Origin of the sequence: Lentzea nigeriaca, assembly GCF_016907955.1 — a bacterium.
Classification (GTDB): domain Bacteria; phylum Actinomycetota; class Actinomycetes; order Mycobacteriales; family Pseudonocardiaceae; genus Lentzea; species Lentzea nigeriaca.
Window position 1 is genome coordinate 195,395 of record NZ_JAFBCX010000004.1, and the last position, 23,865, is coordinate 219,259.

The window sequence follows — 23,865 nt, forward strand, 5'->3', positions numbered from 1 at the left end:
GCGGTCAACGCAGCTACGGCCGTGCTGTGCCCATGGTCACTCACCAGAACGACGTTATTCCTCGTCAGCGCCGTTGGCACGCCCAAAAGCCCGAATGGGCCAGCGATCTTTGGTCACACCCTGCCCAAAGTTACTACCGAGTAGTAACGTGCGAGGCATGGCTACGCACGAGGTGACCAACCAGGTTCCGCCGCTGAGCGGTCACGACGTCGCCGACGATCCGGCGCTGCTCAGCTGGGTCGACAACGCTGAGCTGCACACACTCGGCAAGCTCGCGGGCAGCGAGGAGTGGCAGGAAGACGGCCGGCTCGCGAACACCTATCCCCCGGTTCTGCACACGCACGACCGGTACGGGAACCGGATCGACGAGGTCGAGTTCCACCCTGCGTGGCACGAACTGATGAACGTCGCCGTTACGCACGGATTGCACGCGTATGTCGACGGCGGTCACCTCGAACGCGCCGCCAAGTTCTACGTGTGGTCACAGGTCGAGGCAGGTCACGGATGCCCGATTTCGATGACTTATGCCTCCGTGCCCGCTTTGCGCGTGGCGCCGGAACTGGCCGGGACGTACGAACCGCTGCTGACGGCCCGCGACTACGACTTCGGCCTCCGGCCGCCCCTGGAGAAGCGCGGCCTGATCGCCGGCATGTCCATGACCGAGAAGCAGGGCGGCTCGGACGTGCGCGCGAACACGACCGTCGCCAAGCCGGTGGACGACGGCTACCTCCTGACCGGCCACAAGTGGTTCACCTCGGCACCGATGTCCGATGTGTTCCTGACGCTGGCGCAGGCACCCGGCGGGCTCACGTGCTTCCTGGTGCCGCGGGTGCTGCCGGACGGCACACGCAACCGGTTCTTCCTGCAGCGGCTGAAGGACAAGCTGGGCAACAAGTCCAACGCGTCCGCCGAGATCGAGTACGACGAGGCGTTCGCGTGGCGGATCGGTGACGAGGGCCGCGGTGTGCGGACGATCATCGAGATGGTCAACATGACCCGGCTGGACTGCGTGCTCGGCTCGGCGGCGGGCATGCGGGCCGGCCTGCGGCAGGCGGCGCACCACGCCGCGCACCGCAAGGCGTTCGGGAGGTACCTGATCGACCAGCCCGCGATGCGGAACGTGCTGGCCGACCTGGCCGTCGAGTCCGAGGCGGCGACGACCGCCGCGATGTGGCTGGCACAGCACCGGCCGCGGCTCGGGCTCGCCGTCACGAAGTACTGGGTGTGCAAGCGCGGCCCGGTGCACGCGGCCGAGGCGCTGGAGTGCCTGGGCGGCAACGGTTACATCGAGGACAGCGGGATGCCGCGGCTGTTCCGCGAGTCGCCGCTGATGTCGATCTGGGAGGGTTCCGGCAACGTCGCCGCGCTGGACGTCCTGCGCGCGATGAAGAAGGAACCCGATTCGGTGCAGGAGTTCCTGGCGACGGTGACCGGCGTCGACCCGCGGATCGACAAGGCGCTGAACGAGCTCGGCACCGCGTTGTCCGATGTGGACGAGTCGCAGGCGCGCAGGGTCGTCGAGAAGATGGCGCTGATCCTGCAGGGTGCCCTGCTGATCAGGCACGGGCACCCCGCGGTCGCGGACGCGTTCGTCGGCTCCCGGCTCGGAGGGGACTGGGGAGTCGCGTTCGGCACGCTCCCCAAGTCCACCGACTTCGCCGCGATCATCGACCGCGCTGTGACAAAGACGTAGGCAGTTCGACCCGGCATGGTTCCCATGATTTGGGACTGCTGCTCCGCAGGCCCACAATCTAGGCAGGGCACCCGTTGGGCTGACGCGGCGAGTCCGGGCCGTAGAGGTCGCCGGTCAGGAACACGCACGCCGGCTGCTGCTCGAAGTCGTGGATGTCGGTGAGCTCCAGGATCGTGAAGTTCCGCTGCTCACCGATCCGCGACGCGCTGAAGTCCGTGCGCCCGGTGGCACCGAAGAACTCCAGCTCGCGGAACTCCCCGCCGATCGCCCCGCGGTGCGGCGTGTGCTGCGGCAGCCCGGCCAGCCGGGACTGCGCGTTGCGCACGGCGTCGAGGAAGAGTCCCGCCGCGTCGTAGGCGACCCCCATGTGCTCGCCAGGCCACGGCTTGACCGGCTTGTCCTCCACGGGCAGCGAGGACTCCTGGATCTCGCAGTTCAGCCTGCTGTAGCCGGCGCAGAAGGCGTCCAGCGGCAGGCCGCCGCGTGCCTTCGGATCCGGTTTGCCCTCCACACAAGGCTTTCCGGCCAGCACGACGAGCCCGGCCATGCTCACGTACGACACCCGCATCCCGGCCAGCGAGTCGTGCACCCTGCTGGCCTTCTGCGCGATGAACCGGATGATGGCGTCGTCGGCGACGATCCGCGGCAACCGGTTCTTGTCGTAGCAGTCCCTGCCGATCGCGCGCAGGAACTCGCCGAAGTCCTCCTCGCGGCCCGCGAAGAACACGAGCTCGCTGGAGTGGTCCTCGACGCACTGCGACGGCAGCTCCTGAGGACTGCGCGACCACGGGACGGCCTGGAAGCGCACCGCCGCGTTCGCCAGTTCCTTGCCCAGCACGTTGACCAGGTCGTCGAGGTAGACGTCGCCCTTGTTCAACGGCGGGTGGTAGATCGTCACCTTGGTGGCGCCGACGTGCTGCGCGTACCGCCTGACGAGGTCGGCCTGCCGGACGTTGCCGGGAATCAGCTGGAAGTACACCGACGAACGGGTCGGCAGCGACGCCTCGGTGAGCGTGGTGCCGATGGTCGGCACGCCGAGCGCTCCCAGTTCGGTGATGACGTCCCTGGTCTCCGCGACGCTGCGGTCGAGGCCGACGACGCCGATGATGCTGGGATCGGACGCCAGCAACGGGGTCAACATGTCCCGCAGCACCTCGGGCGCACGCTTCATCGTCGCGCCGCCGTTCGCGATCACGACGCGCAGCAGCGGTTCCGAGCGCGACCTGTCGTTCTGCTGCCGCTGCTTGAGCAGCATGCCCTCCAGCTCCTCGGCCCTGGAGTGGTCGGCGTCGGGGTTGGTGTCCTTGTGGGTCAGGCTGGAGAAGTAGACCAGCGAGACGAACGGGCGGCCGGGATCGGCGTCGTGCAGCCGTTCCGCCTCCTCGTTCTGCGCGAACACCGCCTGCTGCGTCCACCGCAGGCGTTCGTTCGAGCCGAACACCTGGCTGTTGTTGTCGCTGTAGCCCACGCACTCGACGTTGCCGTCGACCTCCATCAGCGTGGTCGACACCCCCGGCGAGATCGCGGAGCCGACGATCGAGCAGTTCGCGTTGATGTGGTTCTGCACCGTCACGAACCCCGGGAGCAGCAACACCACGGCCACCGCCGCGATGATCGCCTCCAGCCGCCGCGACCGCGCGAGCCACCGCACCGGCGGCGCCTGGAACGACGGGGTGCCCCTCCACCTCGTCCCGTCCGGGTTCGGGAACGGCAGCTTGATCATCAGGTAGCGGGCGTCCGGCGCGAGCATCTGCCGTTTGCGCGGCAGCTCCTCCCGCCACGCCGTCAGCGCGTCCTCCGCGTCCCTCGGCGCCACCGGAGTGGTGCCGAGCCGCTGCGACAGCGCGGGCTGGACCGAGCTCGCCGCGATCACCAGCAACGGGTCGAGCTCGCCGGTCTCGTTGCGGACGGCGTTGATCAGCTCCAGCAGCTCCCAGCCGCCGTTGTCCTTCGACACGCCGTCGAGCAGCACCGGGATGTACGCGGTGCGCCGCCATCCGGCCCGGCGCGGCCAGAACCGCCCGCGCCGCCGCCGGTACGCGATCCGCAGGTCCTCCAGGAACGCGTGCACGAGCAGCAGCTTGATCTGCTCCTCGTTCTCGGACTCGCGCCGCCCCAGCGTGAGCCGCTCTGCGAACCCGAGGAACTCGATGGAGTGGTTGGGCAGCGCGAAGTTCTGCTTCCGCATGAGCCACTTCGACTCGCGCGCGAGCCCCGGCACCCGCTTGCCGAGCCACCGGAAACCCGCTTTGCTGCCGACCCACGCGACCAGCCCGAGCCCGAGCCTCGTCACGAGGTTCGGGATGAACGCGTCGACGGCCCGGTTCAGCGCCTCGCCGTTCTCGGACGCGCGGCCGGTCCACTGCCGCAGCAACTCGATGACGCTCGCCCGGTCGTCGCGCCCCGGCTTGCGCGGCAACCGCTTGCCGGTGAGCCAGTCGACGAGCCGGTAGTGGTCGAACCTGGTCAGCCGCTCACGTCCGACGTGGATCTCCGACAGCTGAAAGGCGAGTTGGTCCAGCAACGGCAACAGCGGCGGCGTCTCACGTGACTCCGCCGGCCATCTTCTGTCCACTTCCGCGGGCACGGCGGCGACGTCGACATAGGCGTGCGGGATTGACGGACGCCCCTCGTCGAGCTTGCGCTCCAGGGTGCGCAGGAATGCCGTCGGGCTGGTTTCGCTCTCCAGGTACAGCAACGGAAGTGGCTGGTCACCGACCACTTCCTCGGTCTTGCTGCGGTAGAAGAAACCCGGTCGGTCGCAAAGACTGCGAATGACTTGGAGGAGTACTCGCAAACCGGGGAAGTCGGGCTCGGTCCGGCTACCTGTCATCTGCACCCTCACACTCGTGCGGAAGGGAGACGACGGTAACCGGACCGAGCCTTTCGAACCGGCGGTTTCGTGTTATTTAGGTGGAACGGACTACAGCCCGAGTTCGCGGGCGATCAGCATCTTCTGCACCTCGGACGTGCCCTCGCCGATCTCCAGGATCTTGGCGTCGCGGTAGAAGCGGCCGACCGGGTACTCGTTCATGAAGCCGTAACCGCCGAAGATCTGCGTGGCGTCACGGGCGTTGTCCATCGCCGCCTCGGACGACACCAGCTTGGCGATCGCGGCCTGCTTCTTGAACGGCTCTCCGCGCAGCATCCGGGACGCGGCCTCGTAGTACGCGAGCCGTGCCGTGTGGACGCGGGCCTCCATCTCGGCGATCTTGAACTGGATCGCCTGGTACGTACCGATCTTCGCGCCGAACGTCTCGCGCTCGTGCGCGTAGCGGACCGACTCGTCGACGCAGCCCTGGGCGAGGCCGACGGACAGCGCGGCGATCGCGACGCGGCCCTCGTCCAGCGTCCGCAGGAACTGGGCGAAACCGCGGCCGCGCTCGCCCAGCAGGTTCGCGGCGGGCACCCGGCAGTCCTGGAAGGACAGCTCACGCGTGTCCGAGGCGCACCAGCCGACCTTCGAGTACTTCTTGGACACCGTGAAGCCGGGGGTACCGGACGGGACGATGATCGACGAGATCTCCTTGCGGCCGTCCGGCAGCGTGCCGGTGACCGCAGCGACCGTCACCAGGCCCGTGATGTCCGTGCCGGAGTTCGTGATGAACGCCTTGGTGCCGTTGATGACCCACTCGTCGCCGTCGAGGCGCGCGGTGGTGGCGAGCGCTCCCGCGTCCGAACCGCTGCCCGGCTCGGTCAGGCCGAACGCGCCGAGCTTCTCGCCGGACGTGAGCGACGGCAGCCACTCGGCCTTCTGCTCGTCGGTGCCGAAGCGGTAGACCGGCATGGCGCCGAGCGAGGTCGCGGCCTCGACCGTGATCGCGACGGACGAGTCGACGCGCGCGAGCTCCTCCAGGGTCAGGCACAGGGCGAAGTAGTCGCCGCCCATGCCGCCGAACTCCTCGGGGAACGGCAGGCCGAACAGGCCCATCTGCCCCATCTTGGCGATGATCGGGTACGGGAACTCGCCTCGCTCGTAGTACTCGCCGATGACCGGGGCCACCTCGTCGCGAGCGAACTCCTCGACGGTCTTGCGCAGGTCCTCGTACTCGCTCGGGAGTCTGAAGTCCAACATCGGTGTCACTCCTCGTGAGAGACGACGAGAGCCAGCACCTGGTCGAGTGCGACCTGCTGGCCTGCTTGCACGTTCACTTCGGCGAGCACGCCGTCGACCGGTGCGGTCACGGTGTGCTCCATCTTCATGGCCTCGACCACGAACAACGCCTGACCGGCTGTCACCTCGTCGCCCTGCTGGGCGCGGACCACCAGCACGGTGCCGGGCATCGGCGACTTCACCGGACCGCCGGACGCGGTGGCGCCACCGGAGGCGCCGACCAGGAACTCGGCCTCCGTCAGCGCCCAGGAGGCGCCGTCGTGGCCGAGCCACAGCACGTCCCCGTCGCGCGCGATCGCGTACCGGCGCGACCCGACGAGCAGGTCGGAACCCTCCCGGCGAGCCCGCGCGCGGACCGGTTCTCCCTTGCCCACAACGACTTCGTCGCCGCGAACTCGCACGTCGACGTCGTTGATCCGCCACGTCGTCCACGCGTGCTCACCGACGCGCCACCCGGACAGCTGGTCCCACGGGTCGTCGCCACGTGGCTCCAACGACCGTTCGAGACCGGCCGCCACGTACACGTCGTCCGGGATCTCGGCCGACGTCAACGAGTCCAGCTTCCGCTCCACCAGACCGGTGTCCAGCGCGCCGGAACGAACGTCTTCGTCACGCAGCAACGCCCGCAGGAACGGGATGTTCGTCGTGACGCCGAGCAGCACCATCCGGCCCAGCGCGTGATCCAGGCGCCGCAACGCTTCCTCGCGGGTGCGGCCGTGCGCGATCACCTTGGCGAGCATCGGGTCGTAGTCCGAGCCGACGACAAGTCCTTCGTACAGACCGGAATCCACGCGGACGTCGGTCGGCTCGCGCAACGCCAGCACCCGGCCGCCGGTCGGCAGGAAGCCGCGTGCCGGGTCCTCGGCGTAGACGCGTGCCTCGACCGAGTGGCCCTGCAGCGAAACGGAGAGGTCCAGCACCTCGCCCGCGGCGACGCGGAGCTGCCACTCGACGAGGTCGACGCCGGTGACCATCTCGGTCACCGGGTGCTCGACCTGCAGCCGGGTGTTCATCTCCATGAAGAAGTAGTCGCCCGACGCACCGTCCACAATGAACTCGACGGTGCCCGCGCCGACGTAGCCGACGGACTTTGCCGCGTCGACCGCCGCGGCCCCCATCGCCTCCCGCGCCTCGGGCGTGAGGAACGGCGACGGCGCCTCCTCGATGATCTTCTGGTGCCGCCGCTGGAGGCTGCACTCGCGCTCACCGAGATGGATCACGTTGCCGTGCGAGTCGGCGAGCACCTGGATCTCGATGTGCCGGGGGTTCGTGATGAACCGCTCGATCAGCAACGTGTCGTCGCCGAACGACCCGCGCGCCTCGCGCCGGGCCGACTCGATGGCTTCACGGAGGGTGTCCTCGGCGTGCACCAGCCGCATGCCCTTGCCGCCACCACCGGCGGAAGGCTTGAGCAGCACGGGAAAACCGATCTCCAGGGCGGCGTCGACGATCTCGTCGTCCGACATTCCTTCGCGAGTGCGGCCCGGCACCACCGGAACACCCGCCGCCGACACCGTGAGCTTCGCGCGGATCTTGTCGCCCATCGCGTCGATCGCCGACGCGGGCGGCCCGACGAACACCACCCCGGCAGCGTCACAAGCCGCCGCGAACGCCGTGTTCTCCGCCAGGAACCCGTAGCCGGGGTGGATCGCCTGCGCCCCGGTGGACACAGCGGCCGCGACGATCTTCTCGATGGACAGGTACGAATCACGAGCCGCCGCGGGCCCGATCCGGACGGCCTCATCGGCCAGCCGGACGTGCAACGCGTCGGCGTCCGCGTCGGAGTACACGGCGACGGAACGGATCCCGAGCGACCGCAGCGCGCGGATCACCCTGACCGCGATCTCCCCGCGGTTCGCCACCAGAACGCTGTCGAACATGATCACATCCGGAAGACGCCGTAGGAAACATCGTCGATGGGGGCGTTCGCCGCGGCGGACAACGCCAGCCCGAGCACCATGCGGGTGTCGCGCGGGTCGATCACGCCGTCGTCCCACAGCCGCGCGGTCGAGTAGTACGGGTTGCCCTGGTCCTCGTACTGCTGACGGATCGGCGCCTTGAACGCCTCCTCGTCCTCCGCGGACCACGAGTCACCGAGCTGGTCACGGCGCACCGTCGCGAGCACCGACGCCGCCTGCTCACCGCCCATCACGGAGATCCGCGCGTTCGGCCACATCCACAGGAACCGCGGCGAGTACGCCCGGCCGCACATCGAGTAGTTGCCCGCGCCGAACGAGCCACCGATGATCACCGTGAACTTCGGGACCCGCGCACAGGCCACCGCCGTCACCATCTTCGCGCCGTGCTTGGCGATGCCGCCCGCCTCGTACTCGCGGCCGACCATGAACCCGGTGATGTTCTGCAGGAACACCAGCGGCACGGAACGCTTGTCGCACAACTGGATGAAGTGCGCGCCCTTCACCGCTGACTCGCCGAACAGGATGCCGTTGTTGGCGACGATCCCGACCGGGTGCCCGTGAATGCGCGCGAACCCGGTCACGAGCGTCGCGCCGTACTCCTTCTTGAACTCCTGGAACCTCGAGCCGTCCACGACCCGCGCGATCACCTCGCGCACGTCGTAGGGCGTCCGGGAATCCGTTGGCACCACACCGAAAAGATCGTCCGTCACCGCCGGCGCCTCGACCGGCGCGACGTCCCACGGCCGCTGAACGCGCGGTCCGAGCGTCGAGATGATCGACCGGACCATCCGCAGCGCGTGCGCGTCGTTCTCCGCGAGATGGTCGGTGACACCGGACGTGCGCGAGTGCAGGTCTCCGCCACCAAGGTCCTCGGCGCTGACGACCTCACCGGTCGCCGCCTTCACCAGCGGCGGACCGCCGAGGAAGATCGTGCCCTGGTTACGGACGATGATCGCCTCGTCGCTCATCGCCGGCACGTAGGCGCCACCCGCGGTGCACGAGCCGAGCACGGCGGCGATCTGCGGGATGCCCTTCGCCGACATCGTGGCCTGGTTGTAGAAGATCCGCCCGAAGTGCTCGCGGTCCGGGAACACTTCGTCCTGCTTGGGCAGGAACGCGCCACCGGAGTCGACCAGGTAGACGCACGGGAGGTTGTTCTGCAGCGCGACTTCCTGCGCGCGCAGGTGCTTCTTGACCGTGATCGGGTAGTAGGTGCCGCCCTTGACCGTGGCGTCGTTCGCGACGATCACGCACTCACGGCCGGAGACCCGCCCGACGCCGGTGATGATGCCCGCGGCCGGCGCCTCGTCGCCGTACATGCCGTTCGCGGCCAGCGGCGACAGTTCGAGGAACGGCGAACCGGGGTCGACCAGCGTGTCCACCCGCTCGCGCGGCAGCAGCTTGCCGCGGTCGACGTGACGCTGACGTGCCTTCTCAGGACCGCCCAGAGCGGCGGTGGCGAGCTTGCCGCGCAGCTCGTCGACGAGCGCGGTGTGCTCCTTGGCGTAGCGGTCCGACGGCTCGGCGGCGCTGCGCAGGACAGGTGCGTCCATGCTCCCCAGACCTCAGGTTAGCGGGCGTTAACAAGGCCATGTTAACGCCCGCTCACCTGACGGTCTACCGGAACCGCTCGAGAGTGGCCGGACCGCAGGTCAGAGGCCAGATCAGGCACTCTCACGTTCCGGAAATCTAGCCGACGACCGCCCGCAATGCGGGCAGGTAGCCGCTCTGGTGACCTGCCCTGTTCGGGTGGTACGACTCCTCGACCGGCCAGCTCAGGCTGTTCAGCCACCAGTCGGACGAGCAGATCTCGTGCCCGCCGAACGCCCCGCGCACGTCGACGTAGCCGAACCCGGCCGCCGCCGCTCGTGCGCTGATGGCGTTGTGCAGGGCGTCGGAACCGGAGTTGATCGCGGACCGCTTGGTGTCGCTCAGCCCGACGTTGCAGGTGCCGGGCACCTTGTAGATGCGCGGATATCCGAGCACCACGACCCGTGCCGACGGCGCCTTGCCGCGAACCGCGCCGTAGGTGTTGTCGAGCAGGCCGGGCAGGGTGTTGGCGATGAACGTCTTCGACTGGTTCACCCGGTTGACACAGTCCTGGTCGGACCCGAACGTGCACGTGGTGATCACGTCGGTGAAGCCGGCGTCGTTGCCGCCGACCTGCAGGGTGACGAGCGTGGTGGACGTCGACAGCGCGGCCGTCTGACCGTTGATGACGTCACCCGTTCGTGCGCCGGAGCACGCCACGGACTTGAAGCTCGCGGGCGCGGTCGCCGCCGCCCACAGGGCCGGATAGGCGAGCGGACCTCGCTTGCAGCTTCCGCTGGTGCCGTCGTACGAGCCCGTACCGAGGCCGGACGCGTACGAGTCGCCGAGCGCGACGTAGTTGACGGGGGCGGCGCTCGCAGGGTTGGCGAGTGCGATGACGGCCGCGGCGGCGGTGACCACCGAGGCGAGGAAGTGGGCAGGACGCATCGAAGACTCCCGAAGGGGCCGCAGGGATGTGATGCATTGCACGCCAATGGTTACTCACGAGTAAGACCCGTGTGAAGTATTGGTCAATAGTCAACATTTGGGGCTTGTACCAGCGTGAATTCCACCCATCGGACGATTAGGTAAACGGCTGCTAACCTCCCCCTGTGGCCGAGAAACCCTCACGTCGGGACCAGATCCTCACCGCCGCGGCCGAACTCTTCGCGCGGCACGGCTTCCACGGCGTGGGCATCGACGACATCGGTGCGGCCGTGGGCATCTCCGGTCCGGCGCTCTACCGGCACTTCCGGAGCAAGGACGCGATGCTCGGCGAGATGCTGACGTCGATCTCCGAACGGCTGCTCGACGGCGGCCAGGCCAGGGTGGACGCGGCGGCGAACGCCGACGAGGCGTTGCGGGCGTTGATCGGCTGGCACGTCGACTTCGCGCTGGACGACCCGGCGCTCATCACCGTGCAGATGCGCAACCTCGCGAACCTCACCGACCCGGACCGCCGGCGGGTGCGCGCGTTGCAGCGGCGTTACGTCGAGGTGTGGGTCGAGACGATCCGGCGCACCGTGCCGGACTTCGACGAACCGACCGCGCGGGCCGCGGCGCACGCCGTGTTCGGGTTGATCAACTCGACGCCCCACAGCGCGCACCTCGACCGCGACCAGATGGCCGCTCTGCTGTCTCGAATGGCGCTCGCGTCCCTCACACCGGTCGTCGTGACCTCCTGAATTGGCGATCAGCCGAGACCCTTCCGTAACCTGGCGCGACGATGGGCGCGCGCAAACTCCTCCTCCGGCTCCCGGCCTGGTTCCGGTTCACGGTGATCACGCTCGCGGTGTTCGTGTGCGGGGTGATCGCCTCGCGCCCCGCCACGGGCGACGCAGGCGTGCCGCCGAGCGGTGACGTGATCGCCGCGGCCAACGCCGTCAACGCGTTCGTGACGCCGTCCGCCACGCACGACCCGAAGATCAACCTGCCGTCGGACTTCGCGCAGCACATGGGCCGCGATCCCAAGACGGTGACGGCGCCGGACGGCACGTTGCGGCTGGTCGACGCCTCGGGTGGCTGCTCAGGGCCGGCCGGCGACACCGAGTGGGACTTCAGCGTCGGCTGCCGCGCTCACGACCTGGGATACGACCTGCTGCGCTACGCCGAGGACAAGGGCCACCCGCTCGGGCAGAGCGCGCGCAAGGCGCTGGACGACCGGCTCACGGCCGATCTGCACACCCAGTGCCGGCTGAACCCGCGCGGAGCCGAGCAGAGCTGTCAGGTGGTCGCCGAGACCTACGCGCTGGGGCTGAAGTTCAACTCCTGGCGCCAGCGGTGGGGGCCGCCTGGGCACGAGCCGGTGGTGGCGTGGGCGTTCGGCAGCGCGGTCGTCGTGTTCCTCCTGCTGGCGCGCCTGCACGGTCGTCGCCGCGAGGAGGTCCCCGCAGCGGCGCCGGTCGAGCAGGACCGGTACGCGACCTTCCTGCGGCTGTTCAGCCTCGTGCTGCTGGTGCTCGGCGAGACGGTGGCGACGCTCGCGCACCTGCGCGGCGTCGGCACGCCGTGGCTGTGGGCGTTGCAGGCGGTGCCGTTGTTCTTCTTCGCGGGCGGGCACGCGAACCTGAGGTCGTGGCAGGCGCACGAGGGCGGCTTCGGCTGCTGGGTGTCGAGCCGGACGTCGTGGCTGCTGCGGCCGGTGCTCGCGTTCGTGTTGCTGTGGGTGGTGCTGTTCGCCGCGTTGAACCTGCTGGACGTCAACGTCGACGCGTACAGCCGCCTGATCACGCATCCGTTGTGGTTCCTCGGCGTCTACCTGCTCGCCGTGGCCGCCACGCCCGCCGCCGCGTGGCTGCACCGGCACTTCCGCCGCACCACGCCGTTCGTGCTGGTGCTGGCGACGGTCTTCGTCGAGGTCGCGCGCACGTCGACGGACTGGAAGACCGGCGGGTACGTCAACCTGATCGTCGGCGCGTTGCTGATGCAGCAGATCGGGTTCTTCTACGCGGACGGCACGTTGCAGAAGATCTCCCGCAGGGTGCTGGCCGCGCTGGGCGCGATCACGGTGCCCGCGCTGGTGTTCTTCAGCGACTACCCGCGCTCGATGATGGTGCTCGGGGTGGCGCAGGTGTGCCTGGCGCTGCTGGCCCGCGGGCGCGTCACGACGTGGCTGGAAGGCCGTTCGTGGCACGTCGTGAACTTCGCGCGCCGGGCACCGATGACGGTGTACCTCGCGTACCTCGCCGGTGTCGGCGCGCTGGTCGGGCTGCTCGGGCTGACGCAGGCGCCGATCTGGCTGGTGTTCGGGCTGGTGCCGCTGGTCCTGCTGTTCCACCGGTTCGAGCGGAGCCTGGTCGCGTTCCCGAAGCTCGCGCACGAGTCGCACCGCACCAGGCTCGCGACCGCGATGGGCGTGGTGTTCGGGACGCTCGGCGTGCTCGGGTTCGTGGTGAGCGGGTTCCTCGGCGACGGGACGCTGGTGCTGCTGCCGGTGGACCCGCTGCAGAACGTCATCCACCTCCTGCTCGGCTGGTACCTGATCCACACCGCCCGCACCGGCAGCTGTGACACCCGGTTGCCGTGGCTGCTCACGGCGCTGGCGTGCGTTCCCCCGATGCTGGCGCTGGAACCGACCCCTCCGGTGGTGGTGCTGCACGCCGTGGCGATCGGCCTCGCAGTGCTCGGAGCCATCCCCAGGTCACGGCCGCGCACACCGGCAGCCACAGCATTCGTTGCCACACCCAGCCCGGATGATCTGGTGGCTGCTGCAGTCCCGGCAGCGGGCCCCACGCGCTGAGCGCCAGCGCCACGGTGATCAGCGCGCTCTGATGCGCGAGGAAGATCCCCAGCGCGCTCTTGTTCAGCCACCGCGCGGGTTTCGTCGTGCCGAGCCTGGTCAGCAGCGGCGCGATCGTCAGCACCAGGCCGATCTGGGCGAACGCCAGCGCGAGCGTCGCGTAGTTCGGCGGGTTCAGGTTCGAGACGGCCGCACCGGGGATGCCGACCGCTGACGCCGGGTAGCCGCCGAAGTACGTCAGCAACGCATAACCCAGGATTCCGAGGACGAGCAGTGGCGGGCCGGGAATCTTCCTGCGTGCCAACGAGTGGCCGAGCTGCCAGGCCGTCCACCACACCGCGTACGGGATCACGAGCACCAGCACGATCGGGACGAGCACACCCCACGAGTGCTCGTCCAGCTTGCGCACCAGCGGTCTCATGGCCAGCAGAACCAGGTAGACGCCGAGGAACCACAGCGGCGTCGTGACCAGGAAGCCGATGTTGTAGGCGGTGTCCTGGTCGACACCGCGCATCGACAATCCGAAGAGGACAGCCGCCCACGCGCCGACCATCAGCAGCGTCGGCACGGCGAGTTGCTTCAGCCTGACCAGGAAAGGCGTCTGCGAGTGCGCCGCCGCGAACCCGCCCACGAAGAAGAACAGGCCCAGCGTTTGCAGGACCCACGACACCGGCGTGAGTGCGGGCAGGTGCTTGAGCGGGCTGTCGATGTACATGCCGGTAGGCGTGTCCACCAGCGCGGTCACGAGCCAGTGCCCGAGTACGACGGTGACCACCGCGATCGCGCGAACTGCGTCTATGAACGGGTTTCTCACTGCTGGTTCTCCCCCGAAGCGATCTTCACCAGCGCGGCGAGCGTCTCGCTGCCCGGCTCGTAGTAGGTGTCGTGCTTGCCGCCCTCGAACCGCAGCACCGTGGCGCCGAAGCCGTCACTCGCCGGATCCGTGCCGTGCCCGAGGTCGAACAGCCGCACCTTGGGCACGAACCGCATCCAGTCACCGCTCGACCGGATCGCCCACACGTGCGCCCGCGTCCCCAGCTCCGCCACCGAGTTCGCCCGCACACCAGGACTTCCGGTGAACACGATGTCGTCCACGGCCAGTTCGTGCGCCGCCAGCGCGACGACAACCGAGCCGTAGCTGTGGCCGAAGACGTGGATGCGCGCGTCGGTCTTCAGTGCGCTCACGAAGTCCACGAGTGCCGTGGCGCCTTGACGCGCGAGGCCACCGGTCGCGGCGTCCACACCAAGCCCCTGCGGCGTCCGGTACCCGAGCCACGCGATCACCGCGAGGTCGTCGCGGTGCGCCTGCTCGTACAGGTTGGTCGCCATCCGCCCGACGGTCCGGTCGAACCCGCCGACGTCCACATCGGACCCCGGTACGACGATCACGACGTCACGTGCCGTGGCGAGGTCACCGACGATCGCGACCCGGCGGGCGACGTCGGCACGCCACTGCGCGATCGAGGGCGCGACCGACGGAACGGCGATCAGCAGGAGGAACAGGACGACTCGGCGCATGAACCGAAGCTAGGAGGACGACAAACCGTCGATCATCCCTCTGACGTGCGGTTTTGCCGCTGCTACCCCGGTACTACGAGCCCGCTCTCGTACGCCGCGATGACGGCCTGGGCGCGGTCGCGGAGGCCGAGTTTGGTGAGCACGCGGCTCACGTGCGTCTTGACCGTCTGCTCGGCGAGCACGAGGTGCGCGGCGATCTCGGTGTTCGACAGGCCCTGCGCGACCAGCACGAGGATCTCGGTCTCGCGCTCGGTCAGCACCGCGAGCCGGGCCGGCTTCACGCGTTCGGTGCGACGGGACTTCACGAAGTCCTCGATCAGCCGCTTCGTGATCGACGGCGCGAGCAGCGCTTCTCCCGCCGCCACGACGCGGACGGCGTTGAGCAGCTCACGGGCGGGCGCGTGCTTGAGCAGGAACCCGCTCGCGCCGGCCTGCAACGCCTCGTAGACGTAGTCGTCGAGGTCGAACGTGGTCAGCACGAGGACCTTCACGTCCTCGGCGCCGTTGAGCAGCAACCTGGTCGCGGTGAGACCGTCCATCTCCGGCATACGGACGTCCATCAGCACAACGTCCGGTTTGACCGTACGCGCCAACGCGACGCCCTGCACACCGTCGCCCGCGGCACCGACGACCTCGATGTCGTCCTGGGCGTTGAGCAGCGCGGAGAAGCCCTCGCGCACCATTTCCTGGTCGTCGACCACGACCACCCTGATCACTTGTCCCCCAACGGAATCCGCGCCCGCACCATGAACCCGCCGTCCTCGGTCGACTTCACGGTCAGCGTGCCACCGTGCACGGCGACACGTTCACGCATGCCCACCAGACCCTGCCCGCTGCCGCCGCCCATGGACGGACCTCCAGCGGTGTTGATCACCAGCACGTCGAGCTGGTCGTCGTTGCGATGCACGTGGACGGACGCCTTCGAGCCGGGCGCGTGCCTGGTGGCGTTCGTGAGCGCCTCCTGCACGATCCGGTACGCGGTGAGCCCGACCGCCTCCGGCACGTCGTCCACGTCGACCTCGGCCTCGTCGCCGGGCCTCGCCAGCTCGGGGATGCGGCTGATGCCCGGCTGCGGCTCGCGTTCCGGCTCCTGACCGTTGGTCCGGAGCACACCAAGCAGCCGTTGCATGTCGGTGATGGCCTCACGCGCCGCCTGGCCGAGTTCCGCGAACTCCCGCTCGGCTTCCTCGTTCAGGCCTTTGAGGCGGTAGGGCGCGGTCTCGCACCTGACGACGACCATCGACATGTGGTGCGCCACGACGTCGTGCATCTCGCGCGCGATTCGAGCACGTTCCTCAAGAGCGGCTTTGGCGGCCTGTTCTTCCTCGAGCCGCTTCTCCGCACGTCCGCGCGCACCGAAGAGATAGACGACAGCCATGATCACCGGGACGACGAGCGCCATCCCCGCGTTGACACCGTCGGAGTTCGCGACCACGAGCGTGCTGACCAGTGCGCCCGTGAGGACGATGCCACCCGAGTAGAAGGCGGCGACCAGCAAGATCAGGGGCAGCGCTGCCCAGTACTGGAACGGCGGAACCCCTGTCCAGTCCATGAGTCCGGCGACAGGCCAGAACGCCGCCGCGGACAGCCGCCACGCGTAGAGCGGCGACCAGATCAACAGCACGAACGGCACGAATATGGAGGCGAACACGACCGGCCACCAGCCGTCCGGCTGCTCGTGCTGCACGTACTGAACGCTGCCGACGACGGCGAAGACGAACCCGTAGATGATCAGTGCGGCGTGAGCGGGGAAGCGCCACCGGCCGAGCACGGTGGCGAGCACCCGAGTCTTGTCCGGGCCGACGAACGTTCGGTACAGCGTGCGAAACACCACCCGATGCTAGGTGGATTCGCTGATTCCCACATTGACCTGCGGAGTGACATACCCCGGTAGCACTCTGATCAAGATGGGGCATTGCGAACGCGTGACACCGCGCGGTAGGCAGTACCTGTGAGACCACCACAGGATCCAGATCGCTGGGCACGGCTGACCGCCGTGGCCGGTGAGGCGCTGGCCGCGGCCAGGGCCGGTGAGGACGCTGTGGCGGTGGACCTCGTGACCGGCTACCTCAGCGGGTCGCCGGAGGGCAACGAGGAGATCAGGGAGCTCGTCCTGCTGCTGTTCGCCGAGTGCAGCAGCATGGTCGGCGCGCTCGGCTCCGGCGGCGCCACGCCGGTGAAGATGCAGGTCTTCGACGAGGAGGGCCGCGAGGTCCAGATCGACGACGCGGACCCGCCCGTGCGCACCGCGATCCGAGCGTTGCTGGCGGAGGTGCACGGCGACCAGGAGGCGGCCTCGGAGCAGATCGAGATCGCCCTGGCCAACGGGGCACCGCAGGAGCTCGCGACGGTCGTTTTACAAGCCCTGCGGTGGACCCTGAAGCTGGCGATCGAATGCGAGACGCGCGACCTGCCCGTCGCGCCGTGGATCACCGCGTCACTGGACGACCAACCCTGACGTGCAACAGGGCGTCCACACCGGCCAGCAGGTGCTGGTCGAGCGGGAAGTAGCCCATCACTCGCGACGTGTCCTGCCGCGTCTTGCCCTGCGGCTTCTCCTTGGTCATGCCCCAGGTGGTGAATCGCCCCTGCAGCTGACCTTCCAGAGTGTCTTTGTCCGGCTCAGCCAGTCCGAAACCGTCGTTGCGCCCGAGCGTGCCCGCCATGACCGTGTACTGGTCACCGAGCACCGGCGCCACGAGCGCACCGGCGGAGAACCACTCGATCCGCTCGCCGCCCATCTCCATCGAACTGTTCGTGCGCTGCAGGTGGGCGTTGTGGGCGAACACGAACGTCGGCCCCCTGCCCGCCTCGATCCGCCTGATCTCCAGCAGGTTCCGCGCCATCACACCGTCCCGCATCTGACAGAGGCGGGTGAGCCGCACCCCCAGCGGGTTCGGCTCCGCACACTCCCGGTGGTACCTCAGCAGGCTCAGCCCGGCCGTCAGATACGTCTCCGCGCGCACCCACGCCTCGTCGACCGCCTTGCGCCGATACAGCTGCCTGAGCAGATCGGTGCCGATCTCCCGCAACCTGACGGCCTCCTCCGACCGCCCAGGCGACTGGGCGAAGTCCAGCACGGCCTCGTCCCGCGCCCACTTCTCGTCGTCGATCGTCAGGTCGACGTCCACCCCGAGGTAGTCGCGGGCGTGCTCGAGGTAGGGCCGCGGGCTTGGCGCACTGGTCGTCTCGGTCTGGAAGTCGAAGCCGTAGAACGAAAGGCGCTCGTCCTCCACTTTGTCCGCGTTGTACTCACGCATCCACGCCACCAGCTCACGGTTGGCAGGCCAGTTCTCCCCGAACGAGTGAGAGAAGCCTTCCTTCATGACGGTGTCGAGGTCCCCCGCCCCGCCGTGGACGTAGTCGTTGACGAGCATCCCCCTGACCCGGCAGCTCTCCAGCGCGATCGACCGGTAGCCCAGCCCGGCCAGCTGCTCGAACAGCTCGTTGCGGATCCAGGTGTGCGCGTGCTCCAGATGCGTCGGCTCCCCGAACGCGAAGATCTCGGTGAAAGGGCTGATGAACTCACGAATGTCCTGGCTCATGTGGCTCAACCGTAACATTGAAAGCTCCATTGAAACTTTCACACGATTCCCGCTGCTTCTGGCGTCTAAAGTCTCAACCGTGCGCCCGTCCGATCTCGCCCGCGAACACGGCATCTCCACCCAAGCGGTGCGCAACTACGAGCAGTCCGGCTTCCTCCCACCCGCCACGCGCACCCCGTCCGGCTACCGCGTCTACACCGAGGTCCACGCCGCGGCGCTGCGCACGTTCGTCGCCCTGATCCCGGCCTTCGGCCACGCGGTGGCGGGCCAGATCATGAACGCGATCCACGCCGGCTCCCTCGACGACGTCCTGCAGACCATCGACCGCGGCCACGAACAACTCCTCCGCGACCGCGAAACCCTCAACGCGGTCAGCCGAGCCGTCCACGACCTGACCGACTTCGAACCGGTTCTGCAACCACGCTCGATCGGCGAACTGGCCAGACGCCTGAACGTCACCCCGGCCACCCTCCGCGCGTGGGAGGAGGCAGGAATCCTCGTCCCGTCCCGCGACCCCACCGGCTACCGCGTCTTCACCGCAGAGGACGTGCGCGACGCCGAACTGGCCCACCTCCTCCGCCGAGGCGGCTATCCCTTGTCCCGCATAGCTTTGGTGGTAGACCAGATCCGCACGGCGGGCGGCACCGACACGTTGGCCACAGCCCTGACCGACTGGCGCCACCGCCTGAACACCCGAGGCCTGGCCATGCTCGCCGCCTCGGCCCAGCTCAACGACTACCTGACCGCACGCTCCGCCCCGCAGTCCACGAAGTGGGACGCTTAGGCTGATCTCATGCGCACAGCTCTGGTCGGCTACGGCCTAGGTGGGGCGGCCTTCCACGCCCCGTTCATCGCCACCACCCCAGGCCTGGAACTCTCCGCCGTGGTCACCGCCAACCCGGCCCGCCAGGCCGAGGTCGCCCAGCGCTACCCCTCCACCCGCCTGCTGTCCTCTCTGGACGAAGTCTGGTCCGGCAAGTTCGACCTGGTGGTCATCACCACCCCGAACCGCTTCCACGCGACCCACGCCCGCCAGGTCCTGGAACACGGCCTCAACGTGGTGGTCGACAAACCCTTCGCAGGCTCGGCCGCCGAAGCCAGAGCCCTGGCCTCCATCGCCTACTCCAAGGGCCTGATGCTGGTCCCGTTCCACAACCGCCGCTGGGACGGCGACTTCCTGACAGTCCAGAAACTCCTGTCCACCAACGCCCTGGGCAAGGTCCACCGCTTCGAGTCCCGCTTCGAACGCTACCGCCCAGAAATCAAGTCCTCCTGGAAGGAGTCAGGCGACCCGGCCGACCTCGGCAGCATCCTCTTCGACCTGGGCACCCACCTCGTAGACCAGTCAGTGGCCCTCTTCGGCCGCCCTCGAACAGTCCACGCCGAAATCGCCACCGTCCGCCCAGGCGCCCGAGCCGACGACGACGTCTTCCTCTCCCTGTCCCACGAGAACGGCGTGCGCTCCCACCTCTGGATGAGCGCCCTGGCAGCCGACCTGGGGCCCCGCTTCCGAGTCCTCGGCCACGACGCGGCCTACGTGAAACACGGCATGGACCCGCAGGAAGAGCGCCTCAAGGCAGGCGAATCCCCCACCGCCGACGGCTGGGGCGAAGAAACCGAGGAGGCTTGGGGCACGTTGGGCGGCAAGCCATACCGCACCGAGCCGGGCGCCTACCAGGACTTCTACGCCTCGGTGGCCGCCGGGGTGGCCCCGGTGTCACCCCAGGACGCCGTCACGGGCCTCGAGGTGATCGAGGCAGCCAAACAGTCAGCCGCCACAGGAGACTCAGTCACCCTCTGACAGGCTCGCGCAAGGGTCCCCCGGAGTTCGGCGTCCCCCGCGCCCCAAGGTACCGAGGACTGGCGGGGTCTGGGGCGGAGCCCCAGAAACCAACCGGAACAGACGCGCGCACCGCAACCAACCTACGGACGCGAAACCGGTACCCGCCAACGCAACCGGGGGACGACCCACGAAACCCGCGCGCCCCACTCACCCCCGAACCAACGGCGGATACAACACAGACGCACCCCCACGCCGATACAGAGCAGCCGGCCGCCCTCCATCCCGAGCAGTCGTCTCCCCGGTGGCCTCCAGGAACCCTTCCACCCCAGTCACCTTCCGGTGGAAGTTCCGAGGATCCAACGAAACCCCCCAAACGATCTCGTAAACCCGCCGCAACTCGGCAACCGTGAACTCGCTCCCGCAAAACTCGGTTCCCAGCGCGGTGTACTCGAGCTTCCCCCGAGCCCTCTCCACCCCATCAGCCAAGATCCGCGCGTGATCAAAGGCCAGCGCCGAAACCTCTGACACCGGCACCCAAGAGGCAGCCGCAGCATCGGTCCCGGCCACCGGCACAGGCAGATCAGGGGCCAACGCCAAGTAGGCGACCGAAACCACCCTCATCCGAGGATCGCGCCGAGGCTCCCCGTACGTGGCCAGCTGCTCAAGGTGCAGCCCGGAAACCCCGGTCTCCTCGACAAGCTCCCGAGCGGCCGCGGCATCCACCGACTCGGACTCCCGCACAAACCCGCCAGGCAACGCCCACCGCCCCCGATACGGCGCCTCCCCTCGCCGAACCAACAGCGCACACAACGCGTCAGACCGCACGGTCAGCACCACGAGGTCGACCGTGACAGCGAAGGGAGGGAAATCACTTGGCGTGTACACACCCCCGAGTATAGGGTTATCGTCAGATTGACGACAAGCAACCAGGGCGAAGCACGAGCACAGGGGACGACATGGCCGACATCAGCACCTACCTGGGACTCCGCCACCTCAGAGGAGCCCCCACCATCCACATCAGACACATCAGAAAGGGCAAGGTCATCCACGAGGGCACAGGCCTGAGCTTCTGGTTCCGTCCGAGAACCGCGGTCCTGAGCGAAGTCCCGGTGGACGACCGAGAACTGCCGATGCTGTTCCACGCCCGCACAAGCGACTACCAGGACGTGACAGTCCAGCTGACCATCACGTACCGCTGCACCGATCCGGAGACCGCAACGGCCCGCATCGACTTCTCGATCGACCCGGACACGGGAACCTGGCGCCAGGACCCGCTGAGCCAGATCGCCAACACCCTCACCGAGAGCACCCAGCAGCACGCCCTCAAGATCCTCGGCACCCTGGACCTCGAGACCGCCATCAAGACCGGCGTGGAGAGGGTCAAGGAAACCGTCAGGGAAAACCTGACCGCCACCCACATCGGGCTGGAGATCATCGACGTGAGGGTGGTCGCCATCCGCCCGGACGCCGACATGGAGAAGGCCCTCCAGACCACGATCCGCGAGAAGGTCCAGCAGGAAGCCGACAAGGCCACCTACGAGCGCCGGGCCATCGCGGTGGAACGGGAGCGAGCCATCAGCGAGAACGAGCTGCAGAACCAGATCGAGCTCGCGAAGCGAGAAGAACTCCTTGTCGTGCAACGAGGTGCGAACGCGCTTAAGCAGGCGGAGGATCACGCGAGGGCGAGCCGGATCGCCGACGACGCCAAGGCCGAGGGCATCCGCAAGCTCGCGGAAGCCGAGGCGGCTGGCGAGAAGGCGAGGCTCGACGCCTACAAGGAGGTCCCGCGGGGAACGCTGTTCGCACTGGCCGCCAAGGAGCTCGCCGGCAACCTGCCGGAGATCGGCAGCATCACCCTCACGCCGGACGTGATCCAGCCGATCCTGCAGAGACTGGCCCGATGAGTCTCGCCCCGAGAATTGTGCTGGTGCACAGGCGCACCGAGCTGACAGAGTTGCTGGCACGGCATGGCACACGGGGCCAGGTCGAGTTCTTCCTGAAGTCCCGCAACAGAACCCTGGACGAGGTGGTGGACCGTGACCAGCAGGCCCGCAGGGCGTTGGGAGCTGTCAGCGCCGCGATCCCGCTCGACTGGCGCCGCGGCGTGGTCGAGAGGGAAGACCTGTCGCGGTTCCTGTTCGCGCCCGAGGACGTAGTCGTCATCGTCGGGCAGGACGGGCTGGTCGCCAACGTCGCCAAGTACCTCGACGGCCAGCCCGTGATCGGCATCAACCCGGAGCGGGGCGTGCTCGCCGAGCACGCACCCCAGGACGCCCAAGAACTCCTGCACAGCACGGAAAACACCGAAGAGCGCACGATGGTCGAGGCGACGACCGACGACGGGCAGAGCCTCCTCGCGCTCAACGAGATCTACGTCGGCCACCCGAGCCACCAGACCAGCCGGTACCGCATCCGCGACGAACGCCAGGCCTCGTCCGGTGTCCTCGTCGGCACCGGCACCGGCGCCACCGGCTGGTGCTCGAGTGCCCATCGGGAACGGAAAAGCCGGCTGATCCTTCCCGAACCGACCGAGCGCAGGCTCGTGTGGTTCGTCCGGGAGGCGTGGCCGTCGCCGAGCACCGGCATCGAGCACACCGAAGGCGAGATCACCGGCGAGCCGCTGACCATCGACGTCGAGTCCGACGGGCTGGTGGCGTTCGGCGACGGCATCGAGAGCGACGCGCTACGCCTCGGCTGGGGACAGCGGCTGAGCGTCGGGCTCGCTGCCCGCAGGCTCCGCCTGGTGCGCTGAGCCGATCAGCAGCAGGCACAGGCCGGACAACACAGCACCAAGAACCAGGTAGAGCGCGACGGCCCAGGTTCCGTAGCCCAGCAGCGAGGTCGCGACGAACGGCGCCAGGCCGCCTCCGAGCACGGCGCCGAGCTGGTAGCTCACCGCCACCCCGCTGTACCGCACGCGCGTCCGGAACAGCTCGGCGAAGTAGGCGGCCATCGGCCCGAACAACGCACCCGAGCCGATGAAGCCGAGCACCATCGCCGCGGTGAACCACCGCGCGTCCATCAGCCAGAACATCGGGAACGCGAACGCTGCCTGGAACACCGCCCCGCCGAACATCACCGGCAGCCGCCCGACCCGGTCCGAGAGCCAGGCGAACACGGGCAACGAGATCACCTGGGCGAGCCCGCCGACGACCTGCGCCACCAGTAGCTCGTCCGGGGACATCCGCAGGGCCGTGCGGCCGTAGTTGATGGTGAACACCGACAACACGAAGATGAAGATCTGGAATCCGAGGTTCACGCCCGCGCCGAGCAGCAGCACCCGCCACTGCGTGCGCACGACCTCGGCGAGCGGCGTCCGCGCTTTCTCGGCCCGTTCGAACCGCGGGCTCTCGGCGACCCGCAACCTGATGTAGAGACCGATGCCGACCAGCATGATCGAGAAGAGGAACGGCAGGCGCCAGCCCCACGTCAGGAAGCCGGGGCCGGACACCCGCGACGACAGGTACATCGCCAGGTTCGCGAGCACCAGGCCGATCGGCGACCCGATGAACACCCAGCTGCCGTACCAGCCCCAGCGCCCCGACGGTGCGTGCTCGACGGCCATCAGCGACGCGCCGCCCTGTTCGCCGCCCATGAAGAAGCCCTGCACGATCCGCAGCAGCACGAGCAGTGCCGGTGCCGCGATGCCGATCGAGGCGTAGGACGGAAGCACGCCGATCAACGCCGTGGCCAGCCCCGTCATCGACAGGGTGATCACGAGCATCGCGCGGCGCCCGAGCCGGTCACCGAGGTGTCCGATCACCGCGCCGCCGAGCGGGCGGGCCACGAAACCCGCGCCGAACGTGGCGAACGCCAGCAGCACGCCGACGCGGCTGTCGAACTGCGGGAAGAAGATCTTGTTGAACACGAGCGCCGAGGCCGTGCCGTAGAGCAGGAAGTCGTAGAGCTCGATCGTGTTACCGACCGCGGATGCCACAGCTACTTTGCGTACCCCCGTCATCGTTCCAGCCTGGTGGAGGGATTGACACTGCGCAATGGCCCGGTCACCCTTCGTCCTACGTTC

At 68.4% G+C, this 23,865-nt stretch carries 19 protein-coding genes and 1 pseudogene; 8 read left to right on the forward strand and 12 right to left on the reverse strand.

All coding sequences use genetic code 11. The features are described from left to right. The first annotated feature begins 157 nt into the window (after positions 1–157). A complete protein-coding gene (locus tag JOD27_RS15365) occupies positions 158–1,693 on the forward strand; it encodes an acyl-CoA dehydrogenase family protein (RefSeq protein ID WP_204762926.1) in 1,536 nt (511 codons plus the stop codon). A gap of 58 nt (positions 1,694–1,751) precedes the next feature. On the opposite strand, the gene JOD27_RS15370 is transcribed toward JOD27_RS15365, so the two are convergent. From JOD27_RS15370 to JOD27_RS15390, 5 genes are all read right to left on the reverse strand, one after another. Beyond that, complete coding sequence (locus tag JOD27_RS15370) at positions 1,752–4,415, reverse strand: hypothetical protein (RefSeq protein WP_204762927.1); 2,664 nt, start codon at positions 4,413–4,415, stop codon at positions 1,752–1,754. Between the two features lie 201 nt (positions 4,416–4,616). After that, positions 4,617–5,768: an acyl-CoA dehydrogenase family protein gene (locus JOD27_RS15375; protein ID WP_204762928.1), complete on the reverse strand. Its 1,152-nt coding sequence runs from the start codon at positions 5,766–5,768 to the stop codon at positions 4,617–4,619. Between the two features lie 5 nt (positions 5,769–5,773). Continuing rightward, entirely contained in the window at positions 5,774–7,687 is a 1,914-nt protein-coding gene (locus JOD27_RS15380) for an acetyl/propionyl/methylcrotonyl-CoA carboxylase subunit alpha (RefSeq protein ID WP_239567160.1), read from the reverse strand. A gap of 2 nt (positions 7,688–7,689) precedes the next feature. After that, positions 7,690–9,279 (reverse strand): carboxyl transferase domain-containing protein, encoded by a 1,590-nt coding sequence (locus JOD27_RS15385; RefSeq protein ID WP_204762930.1) that lies wholly within the window; start codon positions 9,277–9,279, stop codon positions 7,690–7,692. Between the two features lie 136 nt (positions 9,280–9,415). Next, complete coding sequence (locus JOD27_RS15390) at positions 9,416–10,204, reverse strand: SGNH/GDSL hydrolase family protein (protein WP_204762931.1); 789 nt, start codon at positions 10,202–10,204, stop codon at positions 9,416–9,418. Between the two features lie 164 nt (positions 10,205–10,368). Here JOD27_RS15390 and JOD27_RS15395 point away from each other — a divergent pair, with 164 nt between their 5' ends. Both JOD27_RS15395 and JOD27_RS47145 read left to right on the forward strand, forming a co-directional pair. After that, on the forward strand, positions 10,369–10,941 hold the full coding sequence (locus JOD27_RS15395) for an SACE_7040 family transcriptional regulator (RefSeq protein WP_204762932.1): 573 nt from the start codon (positions 10,369–10,371) through the stop codon (positions 10,939–10,941). 269 nt (positions 10,942–11,210) lie between these two features. After that, a pseudogene (locus JOD27_RS47145) lies at positions 11,211–11,444 on the forward strand (hypothetical protein); the annotation flags it as partial. Positions 11,445–12,786: 1,342 nt separating this feature from the next. Here the strand turns inward: JOD27_RS47145 and JOD27_RS44965 are convergent. The 4 genes from JOD27_RS44965 to JOD27_RS15415 all read right to left on the reverse strand — a co-directional run bounded on the left by JOD27_RS44965 (position 12,787) and on the right by JOD27_RS15415 (position 16,344). Beyond that, the gene (locus JOD27_RS44965; RefSeq protein ID WP_372441698.1) at positions 12,787–13,809 is read right to left on the reverse strand and encodes an acyltransferase family protein; all 1,023 of its coding nucleotides are present in this window, start codon (positions 13,807–13,809) and stop codon (positions 12,787–12,789) included. Further along, positions 13,806–14,513: an alpha/beta hydrolase gene (locus JOD27_RS15405; protein WP_204762934.1), complete on the reverse strand. Its 708-nt coding sequence runs from the start codon at positions 14,511–14,513 to the stop codon at positions 13,806–13,808. The genes JOD27_RS44965 and JOD27_RS15405 overlap by 4 nt, the downstream gene beginning before the upstream one ends. A gap of 62 nt (positions 14,514–14,575) precedes the next feature. Next, positions 14,576–15,229, reverse strand: a complete 654-nt coding sequence (locus JOD27_RS15410; RefSeq protein ID WP_204762935.1) for a response regulator — start codon at positions 15,227–15,229, stop codon at positions 14,576–14,578. Further along, positions 15,226–16,344 carry a sensor histidine kinase gene (locus JOD27_RS15415; protein WP_204762936.1) on the reverse strand — a complete coding sequence of 373 codons (1,119 nt, stop codon included), beginning with the start codon at positions 16,342–16,344 and terminating at the stop codon, positions 15,226–15,228. Before JOD27_RS15415 ends, JOD27_RS15410 begins: the two co-directional genes overlap by 4 nt. A 120-nt stretch (positions 16,345–16,464) precedes the next feature. Here JOD27_RS15415 and JOD27_RS15420 point away from each other — a divergent pair, with 120 nt between their 5' ends. Then, positions 16,465–16,971, forward strand: a complete 507-nt coding sequence (locus tag JOD27_RS15420) for a hypothetical protein (protein WP_204762937.1) — start codon at positions 16,465–16,467, stop codon at positions 16,969–16,971. On the opposite strand, the gene JOD27_RS15425 is transcribed toward JOD27_RS15420, so the two are convergent. Continuing rightward, complete coding sequence (locus tag JOD27_RS15425) at positions 16,943–18,058, reverse strand: erythromycin esterase family protein (RefSeq protein WP_275591690.1); 1,116 nt, start codon at positions 18,056–18,058, stop codon at positions 16,943–16,945. The genes JOD27_RS15420 and JOD27_RS15425 overlap by 29 nt on opposite strands. A gap of 79 nt (positions 18,059–18,137) precedes the next feature. Here JOD27_RS15425 and JOD27_RS15430 point away from each other — a divergent pair, with 79 nt between their 5' ends. Continuing rightward, positions 18,138–18,842, forward strand: a complete 705-nt coding sequence (locus tag JOD27_RS15430; protein WP_307830140.1) for a TioE family transcriptional regulator — start codon at positions 18,138–18,140, stop codon at positions 18,840–18,842. Positions 18,843–18,851: 9 nt separating this feature from the next. Further along, positions 18,852–19,859, forward strand: coding sequence for a Gfo/Idh/MocA family oxidoreductase (locus tag JOD27_RS15435; protein WP_204762940.1), 1,008 nt, complete (start codon positions 18,852–18,854; stop codon positions 19,857–19,859). A gap of 189 nt (positions 19,860–20,048) precedes the next feature. Here JOD27_RS15435 and JOD27_RS15440 read toward each other — a convergent pair whose 3' ends face one another. Then, entirely contained in the window at positions 20,049–20,726 is a 678-nt protein-coding gene (locus tag JOD27_RS15440) for an NUDIX hydrolase (protein WP_204762941.1), read from the reverse strand. A 71-nt stretch (positions 20,727–20,797) separates the two neighbouring features. Here JOD27_RS15440 and JOD27_RS15445 point away from each other — a divergent pair, with 71 nt between their 5' ends. Both JOD27_RS15445 and JOD27_RS15450 read left to right on the forward strand, forming a co-directional pair. Beyond that, positions 20,798–21,745, forward strand: coding sequence for an SPFH domain-containing protein (locus JOD27_RS15445; protein ID WP_204762942.1), 948 nt, complete (start codon positions 20,798–20,800; stop codon positions 21,743–21,745). Next, positions 21,742–22,593: an NAD(+)/NADH kinase gene (locus tag JOD27_RS15450; protein WP_204762943.1), complete on the forward strand. Its 852-nt coding sequence runs from the start codon at positions 21,742–21,744 to the stop codon at positions 22,591–22,593. The genes JOD27_RS15445 and JOD27_RS15450 overlap by 4 nt, the downstream gene beginning before the upstream one ends. Here JOD27_RS15450 and JOD27_RS15455 read toward each other — a convergent pair. Next, entirely contained in the window at positions 22,525–23,778 is a 1,254-nt protein-coding gene (locus tag JOD27_RS15455) for an MFS transporter (RefSeq protein WP_307830141.1), read from the reverse strand. The two genes, JOD27_RS15450 and JOD27_RS15455, sit on opposite strands and share 69 nt — an antisense overlap. Between the last annotated feature and the right edge of the window lie 87 nt (positions 23,779–23,865).